The organism is Ruoffia sp. FAM 24228 (assembly GCF_045528575.1).
Classification (GTDB): domain Bacteria; phylum Bacillota; class Bacilli; order Lactobacillales; family Aerococcaceae; genus Ruoffia; species Ruoffia halotolerans.
In genome coordinates, this window is the sequence record NZ_JBGQQZ010000027.1 from 1 (window position 1) to 18,271 (window position 18,271).

An 18,271-nucleotide genomic window follows, 5' to 3' on the forward strand; every position below is an offset into this window, starting at 1 on the left:
TGTGTCATCGATTGCACACAAACGGAACACGATTCCACGGAAATCCTTACACTACCGAACACCGTTGGAAGTATTTTTGAGTTACTTAGATGAAGCAGTTTTGTCTAGCTTAATTTGACAAATCAAAAATATTAACTGCCAATCAGCGGTTAGTATTCTTTTTTATTTATTATGATGCGTTTAAGCAATTAATTAGTACATTTTTCATAGATATAGTAGACTAATATAGGGAAGTAGGGTAAGAATTGTGAAAAAACAAAAGTATACTAGAAAAGATTGGCCAACTGAATGGACAGGGATAAACCCACGCGCTATGAAGGTTTATCGTAAATATGTTAATCGCGAATTTCCTGGCTATTGTGGTACATATACTGCTGCAGCTTTGGCACATTACGTTATTCAGAAAGATTATGAAAAAGAATTATCTATGGATGACTTAATTATTGGATTAAAACCACGCATTGATGGTCGATTTTGGTATAAAGGGACTTACCCTTGGGATTTAATCGGTGGATTAAAAGCTCTGTTCGAGGACGTCGATTATAAACCAAGGTGGCATCTTATTAGTAATCCAATCGTTACGAAAGAGTTATCTCAAGCAAAGCCCTACCCAGTTATTGTTGGAACAACTAAAGCGTTTGGAAGTAAGTATGGAAATCATTGGCTGTTAGTCTATGCATTTGGTTATAACAACGCAGGGCAATTATTTTATAAAGCATATGATAATCATGGTAAGATAAATGCAGTGATTCCTGCCAGTCAAACAATGGCTGCAGTATGGTTAGAAAGAAAGGACTGAATATAAATATGGTAGAATTTGATTATATAGTTATTGGTGGAGGAAGTGGCGGAATTTCTTCTGCAAACCGTGCGGCAGAGCATGGAGCAAAAGTAGCGGTAATTGAGGCCGTTGATTTAGGGGGAACGTGTGTAAACCGTGGGTGTGTCCCTAAGAAAGTTAGTTGGTATGCCTCAAGAGTTGCGGATAGTATTCATAAATACGGACCTGGATATGGTTTCCATGCTGAAAACACAAGCTTTAACTTTGTTGAATTTCGTGAAGCACGTGATGGTTACGTCAGTCGTTCAAGATCAGGTTATGAGAATAACATTGAAAAAAATGGCATAACTTTATATAGAGGTCACGCATCATTCGTTGATGGACACACCGTTGAAGTAAACGGCGAAACATTAACAGCTAAAAACATCTTAATCGCGACAGGTGGACGCCCAAGTAAGGTAGAAGTACCGGGTGGAGAATTAGTTGATAACTCAGATGATTTCTTCAACTGGACGACTTTACCTGAGAAAGTAGCTGTCGTTGGTGCAGGTTACATTGCCGTTGAATTATCACAAGTAATGAGTAACTTAGGGGTTGATACGACATTAGTCACAAGATATGAAAAACCATTACGTTCTTTTGATGACATGTTAAGTGATTTGCTACTTGGCGCAATCAATGAAGATGGACCGACACATATGCCTAATACCACCTTTACTGAATACCGTAAAAATGGTGATAAAATCGAATGTTTAGTAGACGGCGAAGTGAAACTAGTTGTTGACCGTGTTGTTGCAGCCGTTGGACGTGTCGCTAATACTGAAAATTTAGGTTTAGAAAATACTGCCATCACGGTTGATGAAAAAGGACAAATCAATGTCAATGATGGTCATGAAACTGAAGAAGCTGGCGTTTACGCGATTGGTGATGTGATTGATCGTGTTGATTTAACTCCAGTTGCGATTAGAGCAGGGCGTACGTTATCGGAATATTTATTTAATAATGGGGCAACTTCAGCAATTGATTATACAAATATTCCAACTGTTATCTTTAGCCATCCAGCGATTGGTACAATTGGATATTCAGAGAAAGACGCGATTAAAGAGTTTGGTGAAGAGAATATTAAAGTGTATACAAATACTTTCTATTCAATGTATGCTTCTGCAGCTTGGCATCGTGAACAAAATAAATTTAAACTCGTATGTTATGGGCCAGAAGAAGTCGTTATTGGCTTGCATGGTATCGGAGAAGGCGTTGATGAGATGATTCAAGGCTTTGGTGTAGCGATGAAGATGAAGGCTACAAAAGCTCAATTTGACTCAATTATTGCTATTCACCCAACAGGTGCAGAAGAATTTGTAACAATGAGATAAATAAAGAACCAGCGATTCCAATATGGGCATCGCTGGTTTTAGTTTTGATTGAAAATTAACCTTGAACAACTGAAAGTGAAAGAGCAGCTGTGTTGATAGCAACTGTTCCACCAATAGGGAATGTAAAGATTGGTTGAGTATGACCGAAGTTCACATTGTAGATGACCGGAATGCTTTGTAAAATCGAATGCTTATTCAATATGTAGTGAAGTGTATCTTCACTCATGTCTGATTCTTTAGGAAAGCGACCAATAATAACGGCAGCAGGTTCAGGATAAACTTGTAATAATGAAGCCAGATTTCTGGCAAAGTCAAAGGCATCGTTTTCTTCCGCACTTTCGATAAATAAGATCGCATCATCGACTTGAGGCATATATTGAGTCCCTTGAAGTAAATTAAAAGTATTTAAATTACCAACAATAGCAGTTCCGCTAGCCTTACCACTTGAGTATTCTGTCCATTCATTTTCTTTTAGATCCCGAGGTTTTTCTGGAATAAACCATTCATCACTCGTATAGAAGTCGCTTGGATTTAAGTTATAAGAATGTTTAGTTATCGCCGCTTGCCAAGCATTAGTCTGATAATCCTGAAGTTCCTTCATCTTAAAAGAGGAATAGGCTGGACCACTATAAGTTACTAAACCTGTTTTAGCAAAAATAGCATTTTGCAAAGCGGAAGTATCAGAATAACCACAAAGTATTTTTGGGTTACTTCTAATTAACTCATAGTCCAGATACGGTAGTAATTCATTCGAATTAAACCCACCAATCGAAGTTAAAATCATTTTAACTTGAGGATCACGAAATGCATCGTGTAAATCTTCGACGCGACTTTTAATGGAAGCTGAATTCATTTCATCCATCTCATCGATATGCCGACTGTAGCTAATCGTGTAACCGAGATCTGCGAAGTATTTGACGAGCTTCTCGTTATCAGCTTCAGAATTCACGCGTTTAATTGAAGAGCTAGGGCTCAACACGCGGATTTCATCATTAAATTGTAATTTACTTGGGTATATTTTTCCCATGTTATCCCTCCAACTGACATAATACTTTACATATTATAACAGAAAGATGATAATCATTATATAAAATGAAAAACAGGGCAAGTAAGGGATAAAAATTGAGGATATATATTGTGAACTGAATGTTAACAAAAAACATTGTTACATCAACGTTTTAAAGACTTATTTATAATTTTTTCAAAATGAAAGCCTGTTCTCAAGCCTTTATATTCGCAATAATAGCCACAAGTTGATATAATAAAGTTACAAAATGAAAATGTTTTGTATAATTAAAAAAAGGAGATGAATAATATGGGTTGGTTATGGTCACTAATCGTCGGTGGTATCATCGGATGGATAGCTGGAATGATTATGGGACGCGATATCCCAGGCGGTGTAATTGGTAATATTATTGCTGGTTTCGTCGGTTCATGGATCGGGAATCAATTTTTATCAGGCTTTGGTCCTGAAATTGGTGGATTGTTCATTATTCCTGCACTACTAGGTGCGGTCGTTCTTATTGCAATTGTTTCATTTATCCTACGCCAAATGCGTTAATATTTATTTAAATGATTAAAGCTAGTCGGATTCTATCCGACTAGTTTTTTTAGTGTCATAAATAAGCAAATATAGGACGATTAAAACGAGCAACTCTTAAATATTCAATAATCCTTTTTTATTATGCTTCTTTTCTGTTAGTTATGAATTTTTTTGGTATAATTGTTTTTATAGCAATATTAGGGGGTTACAGGATCGATGGAAGATTCAAAGTTAAAAGTAGTCAGCAAAGAATTGGTTGTAACAGATGATTTGATAATCCCTGGAACGACTCAAATCGATTTGACAAAGATATTAGAGAAAGCCATGGAAGTAAGTGGCTTACATGATAATTATTTACAGAATCAATTGAATGTTAAATTCATTCAAGAAAATCATACATGGGTCATCACTCAATATGAGATTCGAATTCTTAAAGAAGCAGAACTTAATGCTACACTTGAGATTGATACACGACTCATTGAAGTTAACCGTTTCTTCTGTACTCGACGTTATAGCGTTGTGAGTGATGGACAATTGTTATATGAAGTATTCGCTAAGTTCGCAGCCATTGATATGGAGAAGCGTCGAATAGTTAGAATTAATCCAGCTCCTTTAGAAACGGAAGATATTATTGACTCATCTTATACAATTGAATTTTCGAAGATTAAAGCATTCACGAATGTGGCAAACGAAGAAGATATTCGAGTTGGTATTGATGAAAGTGATATCGATGAGAACTTGCATGTGAATAATCTGGTCTATCTGAGGTGGGCGTACCGTACTATTCCGTCTAATATTAGCAGAAACTACAAGATGAAACGCATCCAAGTTAAATACGAGAAAGAAATACTCCCACAAGACACTGTGGCTATCTGTAATCAAGCTGATTTGGAAGAGAGTAAACAAACTCAACAAGTTATTTTTAATGAGAGCAATAATAAGATAGCAAGTGTCATAAATATAGAATGGGAATAAAAGAAAGGGAATAAGAATGATTACTTTAAAATCACAAAGAGAAATAGAACAAATGACAGAATCTGGAGAGATATTAGCAAGTATTCATGAAGAATTACGCGACTTTATCAAACCAGGGGTTACGACGAATCAGATTGATAAATTCGTTCAAAAACGTATTGAAGGCGCTGGGGCAGTCGCAGCTCAAATTGGTTACGAAGGGTATAAATACGCAACATGTATTAGTGTGAATGACGAAATCTGTCACGGTTTCCCATCAGGGTATGTACTTAAAGCCGGTGACATTGCGAATGTTGACTTTTGTGTTGACTTAAATGGTGCAATTTCTGATAGCTGTTGGACATACGCTGTTGGAGAATTAACTCCAGAGCACCAACGTCTAGTTGATGTCACTTATAAAGCATTAATGTTAGGTGTCGAACAAGCTGTTGTAGGGAACCGTATTGGAGATATCGGTCATGCAATTCAAACTTATGCAGAAGGCGAAGGTTTCGGTGTTGTTCGTGACTTTATTGGACATGGTATTGGCCCAACAATTCACGAAGAGCCAGCAATTCCTCACTACGGTTTAGCTGGGAAAGGTCTACGCTTAAAAGAGGGTATGACCATTACAATCGAACCAATGATTACAACGGGAACTTGGAAGATGAAAATGGATGATAATGGTTGGACTGCTCGTACGCGTGACGGTGGATATTGTGCACAATTTGAACATTCAATTGCAATCACTAAAGAAGGCCCAGTTTTAATGACAAAGCAAAAAGGTGAATAGAAAAATTGAGGGAGTCCATTCGGATTCCCTCAATTTTTTATGCTTTAAGTTCTTTACCTAAGGCAATGATATGTTGTTTTAATTCATCTTTAATTTCTGGATGATCCAGACCAATTTCGACACTCATTTCAAGGAAGCCAAATTTACTTCCTACATCATATCTTTTACCATCAAAGCGTTTAGCAAAGACGCGTTGCGATTTGTTTAATGTATCGATCGCATCAGTTAATTGAATTTCGTTACCAGCACCAGGTGCTTGGTTTTCTAAAATTTCAAATATTTCTGGAGTTAATAAGTAGCGTCCAATAATAGCCAAATTACTTGGTGCATCTTCTGGATTTGGTTTTTCAACAAAACGCTCCACATTATAGATCCCTTCAGCATATTCACGTTCTGGTGCGATGACACCGTATTTGTTTGTATCTTCATAAGGTACTTCCATAACCGCAATGTTAGACGCATGTGTTTCGTCATAAACATTAATCAGTTGCTTCGTTAATGGAACCTCACTTTGCATCACGTCATCACCTAGCATAACAATGAATGGTTCATCACCAATGAAAGCTTTTGCTTGAAGAACTGCGTGGCCCAGACCTTTAGGATAAGCTTGGCGGACAAAGAATAAGTTAACATTGGTTGTATCGTTAACAATGTCTAACAAATCTTCTAAGCCATTTTCTCTAAGATGTTCTTCTAGTTCGATATTTGAGTCGAAATGATCTTCAATCGGACGTTTACTTTTACCAGTTACAATTAAAATGTCTTCAATACCTGAAGCAACAGCTTCTTCAACAATAAATTGAATCGTTGGTTTATCTACAATAGGTAACATTTCTTTTGCCATTGCCTTCGTTGCAGGTAAGAATCGAGTTCCTAAACCAGCAGCAGGTATCACTGCTTTTTTTACTTTACTCATTGATAGACTCCTTTGTAATTAATTGATATAAGTTTAAATATTCTTGATTAATCTTATCCCATTTAAATCTTTGCATTTGTTCCATCGCTTGTTGAGACATTTGTGCATAATTTTGACGAATGTAATCAACCGCTTGATTGAACTCAGTTTGACTTTTATGATCCACACTCATCCCAATTTCTTTGTTGGGGAAGAAATTATCAAAGCCTTCACCTTTTGTATAAATGACTGGCAAGCCTTGGCTCATTGCTTCTACATAAACAAGACCAAATGTTTCAGGGTAGGAGAGCATTGCAAAAATATCCATCGAGCGATATAACTCTTTCATACTTTCCATATCTTGTTTACCATGATAAGTAACGACCGGCATTTGTTGTAACTCTTTTAGAATGGAATCGTCCCAACTTGGACCGATAATATGAAGTTCAGCAGGCGAGTGTTCTGGAGAATAACTTTGAACTAATCCAGCTAATTCTACGAAACGCTTCAATGCCATAATCTTACCGGTTGTGACGATTCTTAAAGGTTGATGCAAGTTAGACTTTTTATCTTTATAACGATTATCATGCCAATAATCACTGACACCATTTGGAATAATATGGGCTTTTTCTTTTAGAGTAGCTTGTAGAGAATCAGGGATGTATGTTTCAAAAATTTCGTTGTAAGTATTTTTTGAAATAAATACAATTTTTGAAGCATGCTTTAAGATGTTAATCCCAGTTTTTCTCATCCAAGGCATTCTTTGAAAGAATGTGCGCATATCGGCATTACGAACAGCAACGACATATGGAATATTATATTTCTTATGAAGTTGCAGTGCGAGCCAACCGTTTGAGAATAATGAATGCGCGTGAATTAATTGATAAGACTCAAAGTCATAACGAGTGAGTAAATCCGTTAATATTAAATGATGTTTAATCGGGAATACCCAACGAGTCAGTTGATGATGATTTCGACTGACCGTAGTATATTCTCCACTCGTTGATAACCTGTCTTCTGGATATTGATGCGGGATCGGTACATAAACATCAATATCAATATCCGACTCAACTTGGCGACTATATAATTGGTTAAATAGGCCGGAAGTTGAGAAGTATGAATTTATATGTAATATTTTCATGAAAAAATCCTTCTAAAATTATTCAGCCTCTAATTCTTCAATTCGAATCTCATAAGATTCGATTCGTTCTTCAAGACTTTCGATTTGTCCGAGTATTTCATTCGAAGAGGTATATGTATCAACTTCGGGAACCCTAAATATTTGCATAAATAAATATAAAGTAATAAAGAAAATGACAATGACGATAACTAAGAAAAACCAACCATTACGATCAAATCGTCGGTCAAATTGTTCTAATCGTTTTACTAGCTCCTGCTCTAACGCGTTTCCAGTTTTATTCTCATCTGACATACAACATACCTCCTAGTTTTTTGAGCTTAAAAAGCCCATTCCCCATTTCTAAAGATTGGAACAACTGTACCGTCTTCTTTGATACCATCAATGTTCATTTCTCCGTTACCAACCATGAAGTCAACATGGACGTTTGAACGGTTTAAACCAGCGTCTTCTAGTTGGTCACGATCCATTTTAGCTCCGCCTTGAACAGATGTTGCATAGGCTTGTCCTAAAGCTAAGTGGTTTGATGCGTTTTCGTCGAATAAAGTATTGTAGAAGATAATTGCTGATTGAGAAATTGGTGATTTGTGTGGTACTAAAGCAACTTCACCTAATGATTTTGAACCTTTGTTATCATTGATTAAAGCTTTAAGTGTTTCTTCACCTTGTTCTGCAGATACTTCAACAACTTCGCCATCTTTAAAGTTGAAAGTCATACCATCGATCACTGTTCCACCATAACTTAATGGTTTAGATGATGTAATTGTTCCTTCTGCACGACGGAAATCAGGTGCTGTAAATACTTCTTCTGTTGGCATATTAGCAATGAATACTTCGCCGTTTTCGTTCACACTTCCAGCACTTTCCCATACGTGATTTTTTGGTAAACCAAGTGTAAAGTCAGTTCCAGGACCAGTGTAGTGTAATTGATCAAATTGTTCAGCATTTAAGAAGTCTGCTTTTTCGTTTAATGTTGATTCATGAGCATCCCATGCTTCAACAGGGTTTTCTTCATAAACACGAGTTGTTTTGAAGATTTGGTCCCATAATGCATCCACTTGTTCTTCAGTTGTCTCTAATTCTGGGAAAACTAATTTTGCCCATTCTTCACCCGCTCCGGCACATACTAACCAGCTCACTACGTTTGCTTGAGTGGCGTTACGTACTTTTTCTAATGCTTGAGAAGATGCTAATTGGCTTTCGCTAATTTTTTTAGGGTCAACACCTTTTAAAGCGTTTGGATTTGATGAGCGAAGTGCAATGCGTTTCGCGCGTTTATCTAATAGATCATGTGCTTTATCAACTTTGTATTGAGGAATATCCGTTAATGTTTCAACGTCTTGTCCTTCATAGTTAACGCGAGTGATGATGTCATCTGACCAGTTTACGATCACTTTTTTCGCACCAGATTGGTATGCATTTTTAACAACAAGGCGAACTAAAGGTGCTTGCTCAATATCAGCATTGATAAGTACGTAATCGTCCTCACCAACAGCAATCCCTTTATTCACGATTAAATCTGCATATTTGTTTAATAATGTATCAAAATTTTCTAACACAATAAATTCCTTCTTTCCCTCATTAGTTTTCATATTTGGCGACAATGTCATCAGCAAGTTTCTTAAGAAGTTCTTCATCTTCTTCTTCAGGGTAAAGATTAACCTTTACGCCTGTCCCGCCTTTAACGGCACCCGCTTTTTCAAATTGTTCTTCAAAGTCATCTACGGCACTGCAGAAGACAGGGTAGAAATCGTCACCTGAACCAAACACACCATACACTTTCCCAGACAGGTCCAATTCCGCCAATTCTTCATGGAATTCTTCCATCTCATCGGGTAGAACACCGTCAACACCGTATGTGTAACTTCCCACTAAGACGATATCATAGTCTAGGAAATCCTCTGGCTCTGAAAGCATTACATCTTCCATTGTTACATCGATGCCATCCTCTTCGAGCTGGGCAGACACAATTTCAGCACATGCTTCCGTATTACCAGTTAAACTTGTATAAATTATCAACGCTTCGGCCATGCATTGCCTCCTTATAATGTAATTCTAAATTATTATATCAAAGATATGTTTATTCTAACAGTTGTTATTCTTAAGAACAGTAAAACACCTACGGAATGAACCAATTATATGAACTTTGTTATAAATGTATTAAGACAATTAAAAGAGACAGAAGTTATGCTATAATATGCCAATGAACAAATAATTATGTGAGGTGTGAATATTGGCTATTTTAGTACCAGGTGGGGCAGGATATATTGGAAGCCACACTGTTGTAGAATTATTAAATAATGGATATGAAGTAATTATCGCTGACAATTATAGTAATAGTAGTCCGATCGCCATAGAACGAATTAAAGAAATTACTGGTAAAGATGTCGTCGCTTATGACGTTGATATTCTTGATAAAGATGGATTAAACGATATATTTGAAAAACATAATGTCGAAGCAGTGCTTCACTTTGCTGCATATAAAGCGGTTGGTGAGTCTGTTGAGAAACCTTTAATGTATTATCACAATAATATTGAAGGAACCGTGTCGCTTTTAGAAGTAATGACTAAGCACAATGTTAAAAAAATTGTCTACAGTTCATCGGCTACGGTTTATGGTACAGAGAATGTGTCTCCTTTAGATGAGACAATGCCAACTTATACAGCAACGAATCCTTATGGATACACAAAAATTGTGAATGAAAACTTATTAAAAGACGTGGCCTATGCGGACCAAGAGTGGGGCGTAACGTTATTAAGATACTTCAATCCAATTGGATCACATGAAAGTGGTTTAATTGGTGAAGATCCTAAAGGCGTACCAAATAACTTAATGCCTTATATTACGCAAGTAGCTGTAGGTAAGTTAGAAGAATTAAGTGTCTTTGGTGACGATTATGATACACCAGATGGCACTGGCGTGAGAGATTATATTCATGTCGTTGACCTCGCTAAAGGACACGTGAAAGCGTTAGAAGAGTTACTCGATTATACAGGAACGAATATCTATAATCTTGGAACAGGCGAAGGTTATAGTGTTCTAGACTTAGTAAATGCTTTTGAGAAAGCAACGAATAAGCCAATTAATTATAAGGTTATCGCAAGACGTCCAGGTGATGTGGCTGAAGTTTATGCGAATCCTAACTTAGCCCACAGAGAAATCGGTTGGAAAGCTGAGAAGACCCTTGAAGAAATGTGTCAAGATAGTTGGCGTTGGCAACAAAACAACCCTAATGGTTATGTAGACTAGTAATGAGGCGATAAAGTGGTAAGGAAACAAAAATTAACAAGAGACAGTTATCCTACCTATGAAGGACGGGTTAAACAAAAGTCCAAGACAAAATGGTTCATTATTCTTTTTATCTTGATGATTTTAGTTATCATTGCTGGATTTTATATCTTCTATCAGTATTCGACGATAGAAGAAACTTATCAATCAACAGTATATGAAGAAGAAATTGTTCCTCATCTTGCTGAGCAACAGGACATAGCAGACGAGGCGCCATATACAGTGTTGTTCGTAGCTTTGGACAATGTTTATTATGATGGTGCTCAAGTTGAGGAAGCCTTATGGTCAACACTTTACTATGTTGATCCAGAACAAAATTCAATTCAAGCGGTGAATATTCCGATGAATTTAATCGTAAGAAGTAACGGCAATGAAGAGGTGAATCTTCTAACTTATGCTGACGGTGGCCTCACAAGTATTAAAGAGACGATAGAAAGTTTATTTGAAGTTGAATTGAATTATATTTCTGCAATGCGACTGCAAAACATTCGTGATATCGTAGATCCAATCGAACCTATTACGGTGAATGTCCCAGTAGATATTGAAGATTTATCAATTAATAGTAATCAAGCAGTTCAATTTAGTGGTATAGAAATCATGAATTTAATTGATGAAGGGAACGAATTACCTACTTTAGAGCAATCGGATCTTCATCATGCGATATTAAACAGCCTTTATACACATTTCTTTAAGTTTGAGAATATATTACAACTTCCAGAAAATTTTGAAAATGCTGAATATGTTATCCAAACTGAGGTGCCTTTTACAAAATTAGTTGAAATTTATCGCAATGATGATTATAATTTAACGAATGTCGACCTCAATGAGTTAGTTCAATTAGAAAGAACTCAAATGGAACATCGATATATATACTTTGCAGACTTGAATGAAATTAAAGAAGTTGTCTCAAGAATGGCTTCTGCTATAGACGAGTTTGCTAATAAGGACTGAGAGTAATTTGAAACGATTTTTTACAACAAATGGTAAATTTAGTATTTGGAAAACAATACGAAATTTAATCATTATAATTATATTAGTTGCTGCAGCTATTGGAGGTTACCTATATGGTAACGTTCTAAACGCAATTAATAATACGAATCAAGACGTAAATGTACAAAACATTCGTGACACAAATGTGCAGATTACTGAAGGAGATCCAATTAATGTCTTAGTAGTAGGGACTGATGGGGGCGCAGAAAGACAAGAGGACGACGGTTATGTGAGTCGATCTGATACTTTAATGCTTATTAATTTAAACCCAGAAACCGGTACAACGAAGATGGTCAGTATTCCGCGAGATACGATTACAAATATTGATGGTCAAGATGAACCCGATAAGATTAATCACGCGTATGCATATGGTGGGATTGATTTAACAATTGATACAGTACAAGATTTCTTACAAGTACCCATAGATTACTATTTAGTAGTGAACATGGACGGCTTATCAGAAATGATTGATGCCATCGGTGGGATAGAAATTGTGAGTCCATTATCTTTTGAATATCGTGGAACTGAGTTCCATGAAGGAGAGCGAAGAGAAGTAGATGGTGTGAAGGCGATGAACTTTGCTCGTATGCGTTATGACGATCCCCAAGGTGAGCTTGGACGTCAGAACAGACAAAAGATTGTTATTAAAGCCATCATTGATAAAGCGTTAAGTTTAGATGCAGTCGTCCAATATCCAAGGCTAATTAATGTAGCTAGTCGATATGTAACGACCAATGTTGATTTGAATGAAGTATTATCAATCTACCAACAGTATCTGCCAGCATTAAATAATATTTCTTCAGTACAATTTGAAACGTTAGAAGAAATTCAAATTGATGAAATTGCCTACTATCACATACCTTTAAATGCTCGAGTAAAAGTTGCGAATGAATTTCGTTATGTGAGCAACATGCCTTCAATTACAGCAAGTGATTTAGAGGATCCACTAGGTATCCAAGAAAGTGAAGAGCGGGCTAAATCTTTAGCGGTTATTATTAATCAATATCCAACAGGGCTTTCGGAAGAAGATTTACAAGAACTGAACGAAAGACAAACATCTTTAGAAACGGCAAGGGAAACAATTGCTCAACCCGCTCCTGTGGAGAATAATAACTCAACACCAAACAACAATGAATATTGGGAAGAACCAGAATATAGTCAACCCACACAACCGACTCAACCGAATTACCCGCCGGAGGAAAGTACAACTCAACCACCGGTAGAATCACAAGAGCCGGAAGTGCCTGCAGAACCAGAATTACCTGAAACTAGTACACCAGATTATGATGACGGTGAAAATGAACAAGAAGGCAGTTATTCTGAAGAAGCTTCTAATTCTACCCAAGCAAATGAAGGACAAAGTTCAAGAACAAATGATTCGAGTATTAGTTAATTGCTAATACCCGAATAAAAAAACGCTGACGACAACACTCACGATGGATTAAATCTTATCATTGTGGGTGTTTCATCGCGTTAAAGAGTCGACTTTAATAATAGATAAGTCAAAGTGCTCAGAATTTTATAGAATGATGTAAGGATGGGGATCGTTAAGATGAGCCAAAAAGTGAATAAACGTATTCTTCATATTATGAGTAGTCATGGTGGTGGAATATCAACATTTATCCGTAATTTAGCAACAGAGATTCATCGATTTGGAATTGTATTTGATGTAGTAACTTACGGACCATGTCCACCAGAATTTGTTGAGGCCATTCGTCGTACAGGTGGCGATGTGTATCAAATTAAGAATCCGAAAAAAGAAGGATGGAGACAGTTTTACAAATCATTCTCACGTGTCATTAAGTTATATCATTATGATGTTATCCATTGTCATATAGCTGGCTACCGTGCTTTAGCTTACAAAACGATTAGTAACTTCCAAAGTGAGGCTGAATTTATTATTCATGCCCATCATTATGTCGATGACAATCAATTAAGTGTCGCACAACGTTTTTTACATTATCTTAACCAGATGATTAACCAAACTGTCTCTGCTAAATTTGTTGGATGCAGTCGCGATGCTGTTCAAGCGCTTTTCGGTTACAAAATCGACCGAAAAGACATGATTATCATACCGAATAGTATTGAGCCTGATGATTTTATATTTGAATCGGAAGAAGAAAATAACTTTCGTGAAAAGGGACGGGAACACTATGGAATATCAAAGGATACCATAGTCGTTGGACAAGTAGGACGACTTGCACCAATTAAAAATCATGTCCTAACTTTACAAGTAGCTGAAATAGCAAAACTAAAGAAATTAAATATGAAGTTCATTATCGCAGGTAGTGGAGAACTTGAAGCAGAGTTAAAAGAACGAATTAAAATGAATCAATTAGAAGATTATGTTCAATTAGTTGGACGTATCTCACCGATTGCAGAATTATTTCCGGTCATGGATGTACTTTTATTCCCATCAATTAACGAAGGATTAGGTACGACGGCTATTGAAAGTCAAGCGGCGGGAGTGCCCGTTGTCTTATCGCATACAATTCCGATGGAAGTGGAACTGGGGCTTAATTTATTGCATCGAGTTAACCTAAGTGCTGCGCCAAGTGATTGGTTGAAAGAAGTACTTAAAGCGTCTCGAGAAAGAAAAGTAGATTCAAGTGAGCGTTTAATGGCGCTTGAGAGAAATAATTACACGAATATTCAAGCGGCTAAGCTATATGCAACGTCAATAGCCCAATACACTAATTATTAAAGGTGATATAAATAATGAAACAATTTATGAAAAGGTTAGCGGGCTTTAGCTTAGGACCAATCTTAGGTGCAGCTATTTCCTTGATTTTGTTCCCCATATTTACAAACGCACTCCCAATTGAGGAGTATGGTCGAGCGGGAACATTCGAAACCTTAATTTTACAAATTCCCAATTTTATATATATTGGGATGGATCAAGCGTTTACTCGCGAATATAACCATATGGATAATAAAAGAAACTTGATGCAACAAGCGATGCTTCTACCTTTAATGTTAGGTGTGTTTCTTGTTGCAGTGTCAGCAGTTTTTTCAGTTCCATTTTCTGAATGGCTGTTCCAATCAGGGGATTACTACTACATCGTTTGGTACGCTGGAGTTTGGGTGTTAGCAACGATTGTAGAGAGATTTTTACTTTTAAGTATACGAATGCAAGAAAAAGCCGTCGAGTTTTCGTCCTATAGTTTACTACTTAAAGTTGGAAACTTTATTGTATCTATGGGAATGATTTTCGCTGGAGTGAGAGACTTTAGAGCCGTTGTTTATGGTTTGATTTTTGGTCAAATCTTAGCCGACTTAGTCTTATTTGCACGTTACAGAAATTTATTGGATTTTCGCGCTTTTCAAATTGATCCAAAATTAATTAAGAAAATGTTCCTCTTTGGAACACCGATTATGATTGCGAGCTCTTTAGCTGCTGCACTTAACTCCATTGATATTATCGTCTTGACTGAGTTTTCAAGTTTAACGGATATCGGAATTTATAAAGCAGGGAGTAAAATCGGAAGCATTATCGGAATTTTAAAGACGGCCTTTGCGAGTTTTTGGATTCCGACAGCCTATCGTTGGTACGAAGAGAATAAATCGATGAAACACTATAAATTTATTAGTGATATTATCTTATTCTTATTATCTGGCTTATTCTTCGTTATCTTAGTCTTAAGATATCCAATCTCATTAATCTTAAGTCCAGATGGTGAATATGTAGATGTTCAATACATTATGGGGCTCTTAGCATTTCCTCATATTATGTATACTTTGTCTGAAACAACGACATTGGGAATCGTATTTTCAAGAAAAACACATTATAATATCTTTGTAAGTATTATGTCCTTAGTAGTAAGTGTCATTATTAACTTATCCCTGACTCCATTTATTGGTTTCAGAGGGGCCGCATTAGCTTCAACCGCAGCCTATGTTGTTTTCTATCTTGCAAGAACGTATTTTTCAAGTCGGACTGGTTTTTACTTTGGACAAAAGAAACAAATTATTACAATGTTAATTATGATTGTTGCTGGTTTAATTAATTTATATCCATTGGATTACAGCATTTTCATTACAATTGGTTTAGGTCTATTGGCATTAGTTGTCCAAATACCAACCATTAAAACAGCACTAGAAATTAAGAATCATCCTGGAGAATGGGATTTTACTTAAAAGTTAGAAGGTGAACAATTTGCGAAAATATTTAATACTGATCGTTGCTTCGGTCTTTTTAGGGACGGAGATATTAGCGATTCCGACACCGGTAGCACAAATTACGATTTATCGTTTACTGGTGATTGGTATGATAGCCATCTTTGGTTATCAAATACTCAAGCAAGATCCAAATATTAAAATCATCCCGAATAATACAGCCACCGTCATTACAGGTATTTATCTTTTTTGGTGGGCCTGGGGAGCAGTGTCAGTCATTTGGACGATTGATGTGATGAATTGGTTCCAAGCAATGTTCTTGCTTACATTAGGTGTAAGCAGTGTAGTTGGTTTGTACTTGTGGACGAATGATTTAGTCACTTGGAAAGTTCTGATTAAGACAGTTTGGATTATGATGACATTTTTAGCACTTTGGGGTTTTTATGAGATTCTTACGAATCACTATGTTTTCGCTAATTTAGAAGCGTTAGATAAGAACAATACCTTTGCTACTCAGCCATCATCTCGTATACCGGTAACGACCTTTACAAATCAGAATGATTACGCAACTTTATTACTCTCATACTTGCCAGTAAATTTAATTATGCTGAATCTCAATCGTCACTCGATTCGACGATATTTATATGTGATTCCAATACTATTAACAGCATATTTAATATATCGAAGTGATTCACGAATGATTTTACTGAGTTTCGTACTTTTCTTTTTTATGGTTATACTATTACAATTTAATTGGGATATAAAAAGAAAGTATATCTTAAGCGCGATAGGTATCGGTCTAGCCCTTATCGTTGGCTTGATTATATTTGTTCCATCGCTAAATGATATGGTCTCGCACTTGTTTTATCTAGGTGGCGATTTCTATAATACAGGCGATTCACGCCGAATTAACCTATGGCGAAATGGTTTAGTATTCCTAGCAGAAACTTTCGGTTTTGGAGTGGGAGCGGGGAATATTGAAATATGGATGGATATGTTGCCATTTTTACCTATTGATGAATTTACAAACATTCATAACTGGTGGCTTGAGATACTAGTCGGTTATGGTGTCATAGTATTTGTCCTATACGTTGTAAGTTATGGCTTATTAATCCAAGCTTTAAACCGACTCCGTCATCATGAATCAAAAGTCATTCGTCAAATTGCAATTAGTTTTATATCGTTCTTAGTTGTATATATCTTTGCGAGTATCACAAGTGCGAATAACATGTTGATTGAATGGCATTGGGTTTACTTTGGAATAATGATTAGCTTTGTGAAGTTAATGGAAATGAAGAACGTCACGAAACCAAAAAAGAATGAGGTATGAATATGAGTTTAGCAACAATAATAAATGAGTTATGGCGATTTTTTAAAGATAATATTGTAAGAATATTAATTGGCGCCTTAGTTATATCTGTGATTACTGTCGGTGCACGTTATTTTATCACTGATATTTTATTATCTGACCGCCAAGAGGCTGCAGATTACCTTGAGGATGTTTATACTCAAGAACCGAGTTCATTTAAAGCAGTGGTAACGATTGAAGATGGTCAAATCTTCTCGAATCCACATTTATTTGATGATTACTTTACATCGCCTCAAGTAGTTGAAGCGGTTGAAGAAACAACGGGAATTGAATTCCAAGAAACAATTGATAGTGAAAAAACATTGGAGTTATTTAAAACACCAACGTTTCGTGGGTCAATCTCTGCAGTGAGAGATAATGCTTCCGGCGTTTTTATCTTCCGAGTGTTAGCAGGGAAGACAGCCGAAGAAAATTTAGCGATAGCGAATGCTTACCGTGACTTATTAGCTTCAGGTGAGATTCCATTTATGGATAACCAATTTGCAGATATCACTTTAGAACCTGTGATTGGTGAAGTATTGGATACAGAAGAATATCTAAGTTTACCAACGATTGAGACATTGAGCGTATATCGTTCGAATAATGCGAGATCATTAATTGTATATGGTGTCTTAGGCTTCGTTGTTGGACTGATCTTAACAAGTGGAATTGTCTTCTTACAAAGATTGCGTAAGAGCAAGATTAATTATGCCTTTGAGTATGCATGGGACTTAGATGATCAGCATATACTTGTTCATAGTAGCCATGAAGGTGCTGTATATAATGTTCAAGATGCGATTCGTATACCAGCGGTTAACTTACGTTGGATTGTTTCTCAAAGTGCCTTATCGGAGGACTTTGAAGACACAAATGATTCGTCAGAACGATTTATTTCGAAGTTGCAAGAAGTTAAGAGTGATGAACAGGTACCGAAACAAATTGTGATTGTCATCCAAGCGAATCATACAGAGAAACGTTGGTTAAAAGACCAAATGACAATGGCGACTTTATACAATGTGCCATTGAAATTAGTTCACGTTTATTAATTAAG

The 18,271-nt window shown here is 36.4% G+C and carries 18 protein-coding genes and 1 pseudogene; 13 read left to right on the forward strand and 6 right to left on the reverse strand.

Translation table 11 applies throughout. The features are described 5' to 3' along the window. The 3 genes and pseudogenes from ACEN33_RS06170 to gorA all read left to right on the forward strand — a co-directional run. A pseudogene (locus ACEN33_RS06170) lies at positions 1 to 118 on the forward strand (IS30 family transposase); the annotation flags it as partial. A 129-nt stretch (positions 119 to 247) separates the two neighbouring features. Further along, the gene (locus ACEN33_RS06175) at positions 248 to 799 is read left to right on the forward strand and encodes a dihydrolipoamide dehydrogenase (RefSeq protein WP_338489672.1); all 552 of its coding nucleotides are present in this window, start codon (positions 248 to 250) and stop codon (positions 797 to 799) included. An 8-nt stretch (positions 800 to 807) separates the two neighbouring features. Further along, entirely contained in the window at positions 808 to 2,154 is a 1,347-nt protein-coding gene (gorA, locus tag ACEN33_RS06180; RefSeq protein ID WP_407089418.1) for a glutathione-disulfide reductase, read from the forward strand. A gap of 55 nt (positions 2,155 to 2,209) precedes the next feature. Here the strand turns inward: gorA and ACEN33_RS06185 are convergent, their stop codons facing one another. After that, positions 2,210 to 3,181, reverse strand: a complete 972-nt coding sequence (locus ACEN33_RS06185; protein ID WP_407089393.1) for a S66 peptidase family protein — start codon at positions 3,179 to 3,181, stop codon at positions 2,210 to 2,212. Between the two features lie 288 nt (positions 3,182 to 3,469). Here ACEN33_RS06185 and ACEN33_RS06190 point away from each other — a divergent pair, with 288 nt between their 5' ends. From ACEN33_RS06190 to map, 3 genes are all read left to right on the forward strand, one after another. After that, positions 3,470 to 3,715: a GlsB/YeaQ/YmgE family stress response membrane protein gene (locus ACEN33_RS06190; protein ID WP_407089394.1), complete on the forward strand. Its 246-nt coding sequence runs from the start codon at positions 3,470 to 3,472 to the stop codon at positions 3,713 to 3,715. 198 nt (positions 3,716 to 3,913) lie between these two features. Continuing rightward, on the forward strand, positions 3,914 to 4,672 hold the full coding sequence (locus tag ACEN33_RS06195; RefSeq protein WP_407089395.1) for an acyl-[acyl-carrier-protein] thioesterase: 759 nt from the start codon (positions 3,914 to 3,916) through the stop codon (positions 4,670 to 4,672). 16 nt (positions 4,673 to 4,688) lie between these two features. Continuing rightward, complete coding sequence (gene map, locus ACEN33_RS06200; protein WP_407089396.1) at positions 4,689 to 5,444, forward strand: type I methionyl aminopeptidase; 756 nt, start codon at positions 4,689 to 4,691, stop codon at positions 5,442 to 5,444. Between the two features lie 37 nt (positions 5,445 to 5,481). Here map and galU read toward each other — a convergent pair whose 3' ends face one another. The 5 genes from galU to ACEN33_RS06225 are packed head-to-tail and all read right to left on the reverse strand — an operon-like array spanning position 5,482 to position 9,508. Next, positions 5,482 to 6,360, reverse strand: a complete 879-nt coding sequence (gene galU, locus ACEN33_RS06205) for a UTP--glucose-1-phosphate uridylyltransferase GalU (protein ID WP_138404968.1) — start codon at positions 6,358 to 6,360, stop codon at positions 5,482 to 5,484. Further along, complete coding sequence (locus ACEN33_RS06210) at positions 6,353 to 7,480, reverse strand: glycosyltransferase family 4 protein (RefSeq protein ID WP_407089397.1); 1,128 nt, start codon at positions 7,478 to 7,480, stop codon at positions 6,353 to 6,355. The genes galU and ACEN33_RS06210 overlap by 8 nt, the downstream gene beginning before the upstream one ends. Positions 7,481 to 7,498: 18 nt before the next feature. After that, entirely contained in the window at positions 7,499 to 7,771 is a 273-nt protein-coding gene (locus ACEN33_RS06215) for a hypothetical protein (protein ID WP_138404970.1), read from the reverse strand. A 26-nt stretch (positions 7,772 to 7,797) separates the two neighbouring features. Next, a complete protein-coding gene (locus ACEN33_RS06220) occupies positions 7,798 to 9,039 on the reverse strand; it encodes an aminopeptidase (RefSeq protein ID WP_407089420.1) in 1,242 nt (413 codons plus the stop codon). Positions 9,040 to 9,058: 19 nt separating this feature from the next. Beyond that, on the reverse strand, positions 9,059 to 9,508 hold the full coding sequence (locus tag ACEN33_RS06225; RefSeq protein ID WP_407089398.1) for a flavodoxin: 450 nt from the start codon (positions 9,506 to 9,508) through the stop codon (positions 9,059 to 9,061). A 202-nt stretch (positions 9,509 to 9,710) separates the two neighbouring features. On the opposite strand from ACEN33_RS06225, the gene galE reads away from it, so the two are divergent. From galE to ACEN33_RS06260, 7 genes are all read left to right on the forward strand, one after another. Beyond that, positions 9,711 to 10,727: a UDP-glucose 4-epimerase GalE gene (gene galE, locus ACEN33_RS06230; RefSeq protein WP_407089399.1), complete on the forward strand. Its 1,017-nt coding sequence runs from the start codon at positions 9,711 to 9,713 to the stop codon at positions 10,725 to 10,727. A 15-nt stretch (positions 10,728 to 10,742) separates the two neighbouring features. Continuing rightward, on the forward strand, positions 10,743 to 11,717 hold the full coding sequence (locus ACEN33_RS06235; RefSeq protein ID WP_407089400.1) for an LCP family protein: 975 nt from the start codon (positions 10,743 to 10,745) through the stop codon (positions 11,715 to 11,717). 7 nt (positions 11,718 to 11,724) lie between these two features. Further along, positions 11,725 to 13,149: an LCP family protein gene (locus tag ACEN33_RS06240; protein ID WP_407089402.1), complete on the forward strand. Its 1,425-nt coding sequence runs from the start codon at positions 11,725 to 11,727 to the stop codon at positions 13,147 to 13,149. Between the two features lie 159 nt (positions 13,150 to 13,308). After that, the gene (locus tag ACEN33_RS06245; RefSeq protein ID WP_407089403.1) at positions 13,309 to 14,460 is read left to right on the forward strand and encodes a glycosyltransferase; all 1,152 of its coding nucleotides are present in this window, start codon (positions 13,309 to 13,311) and stop codon (positions 14,458 to 14,460) included. A gap of 14 nt (positions 14,461 to 14,474) precedes the next feature. After that, positions 14,475 to 15,893, forward strand: coding sequence for a lipopolysaccharide biosynthesis protein (locus ACEN33_RS06250; RefSeq protein WP_407089404.1), 1,419 nt, complete (start codon positions 14,475 to 14,477; stop codon positions 15,891 to 15,893). Between the two features lie 19 nt (positions 15,894 to 15,912). Beyond that, the gene (locus ACEN33_RS06255) at positions 15,913 to 17,202 is read left to right on the forward strand and encodes an O-antigen ligase family protein (protein WP_407089405.1); all 1,290 of its coding nucleotides are present in this window, start codon (positions 15,913 to 15,915) and stop codon (positions 17,200 to 17,202) included. A 2-nt stretch (positions 17,203 to 17,204) separates the two neighbouring features. Next, complete coding sequence (locus tag ACEN33_RS06260; RefSeq protein WP_407089407.1) at positions 17,205 to 18,266, forward strand: hypothetical protein; 1,062 nt, start codon at positions 17,205 to 17,207, stop codon at positions 18,264 to 18,266. Positions 18,267 to 18,271 lie beyond the last annotated feature (5 nt).

Coding starts and splice junctions, on each gene's coding strand:
- gorA (WP_407089418.1), top strand. CDS start 808: ATGGTAGAATTTGATTATATAGTTATTGGTGGAGGAAGTGGCGGAATT.
- ACEN33_RS06185 (WP_407089393.1), bottom strand. CDS start 3,181: ATGGGAAAAATATACCCAAGTAAATTACAATTTAATGATGAAATCCGC.
- ACEN33_RS06190 (WP_407089394.1), top strand. CDS start 3,470: ATGGGTTGGTTATGGTCACTAATCGTCGGTGGTATCATCGGATGGATA.
- ACEN33_RS06195 (WP_407089395.1), top strand. CDS start 3,914: ATGGAAGATTCAAAGTTAAAAGTAGTCAGCAAAGAATTGGTTGTAACA.
- map (WP_407089396.1), top strand. CDS start 4,689: ATGATTACTTTAAAATCACAAAGAGAAATAGAACAAATGACAGAATCT.
- galU (WP_138404968.1), bottom strand. CDS start 6,360: ATGAGTAAAGTAAAAAAAGCAGTGATACCTGCTGCTGGTTTAGGAACT.
- ACEN33_RS06210 (WP_407089397.1), bottom strand. CDS start 7,480: ATGAAAATATTACATATAAATTCATACTTCTCAACTTCCGGCCTATTT.
- ACEN33_RS06215 (WP_138404970.1), bottom strand. CDS start 7,771: ATGTCAGATGAGAATAAAACTGGAAACGCGTTAGAGCAGGAGCTAGTA.
- ACEN33_RS06225 (WP_407089398.1), bottom strand. CDS start 9,508: ATGGCCGAAGCGTTGATAATTTATACAAGTTTAACTGGTAATACGGAA.
- ACEN33_RS06245 (WP_407089403.1), top strand. CDS start 13,309: ATGAGCCAAAAAGTGAATAAACGTATTCTTCATATTATGAGTAGTCAT.
- ACEN33_RS06250 (WP_407089404.1), top strand. CDS start 14,475: ATGAAACAATTTATGAAAAGGTTAGCGGGCTTTAGCTTAGGACCAATC.
- ACEN33_RS06260 (WP_407089407.1), top strand. CDS start 17,205: ATGAGTTTAGCAACAATAATAAATGAGTTATGGCGATTTTTTAAAGAT.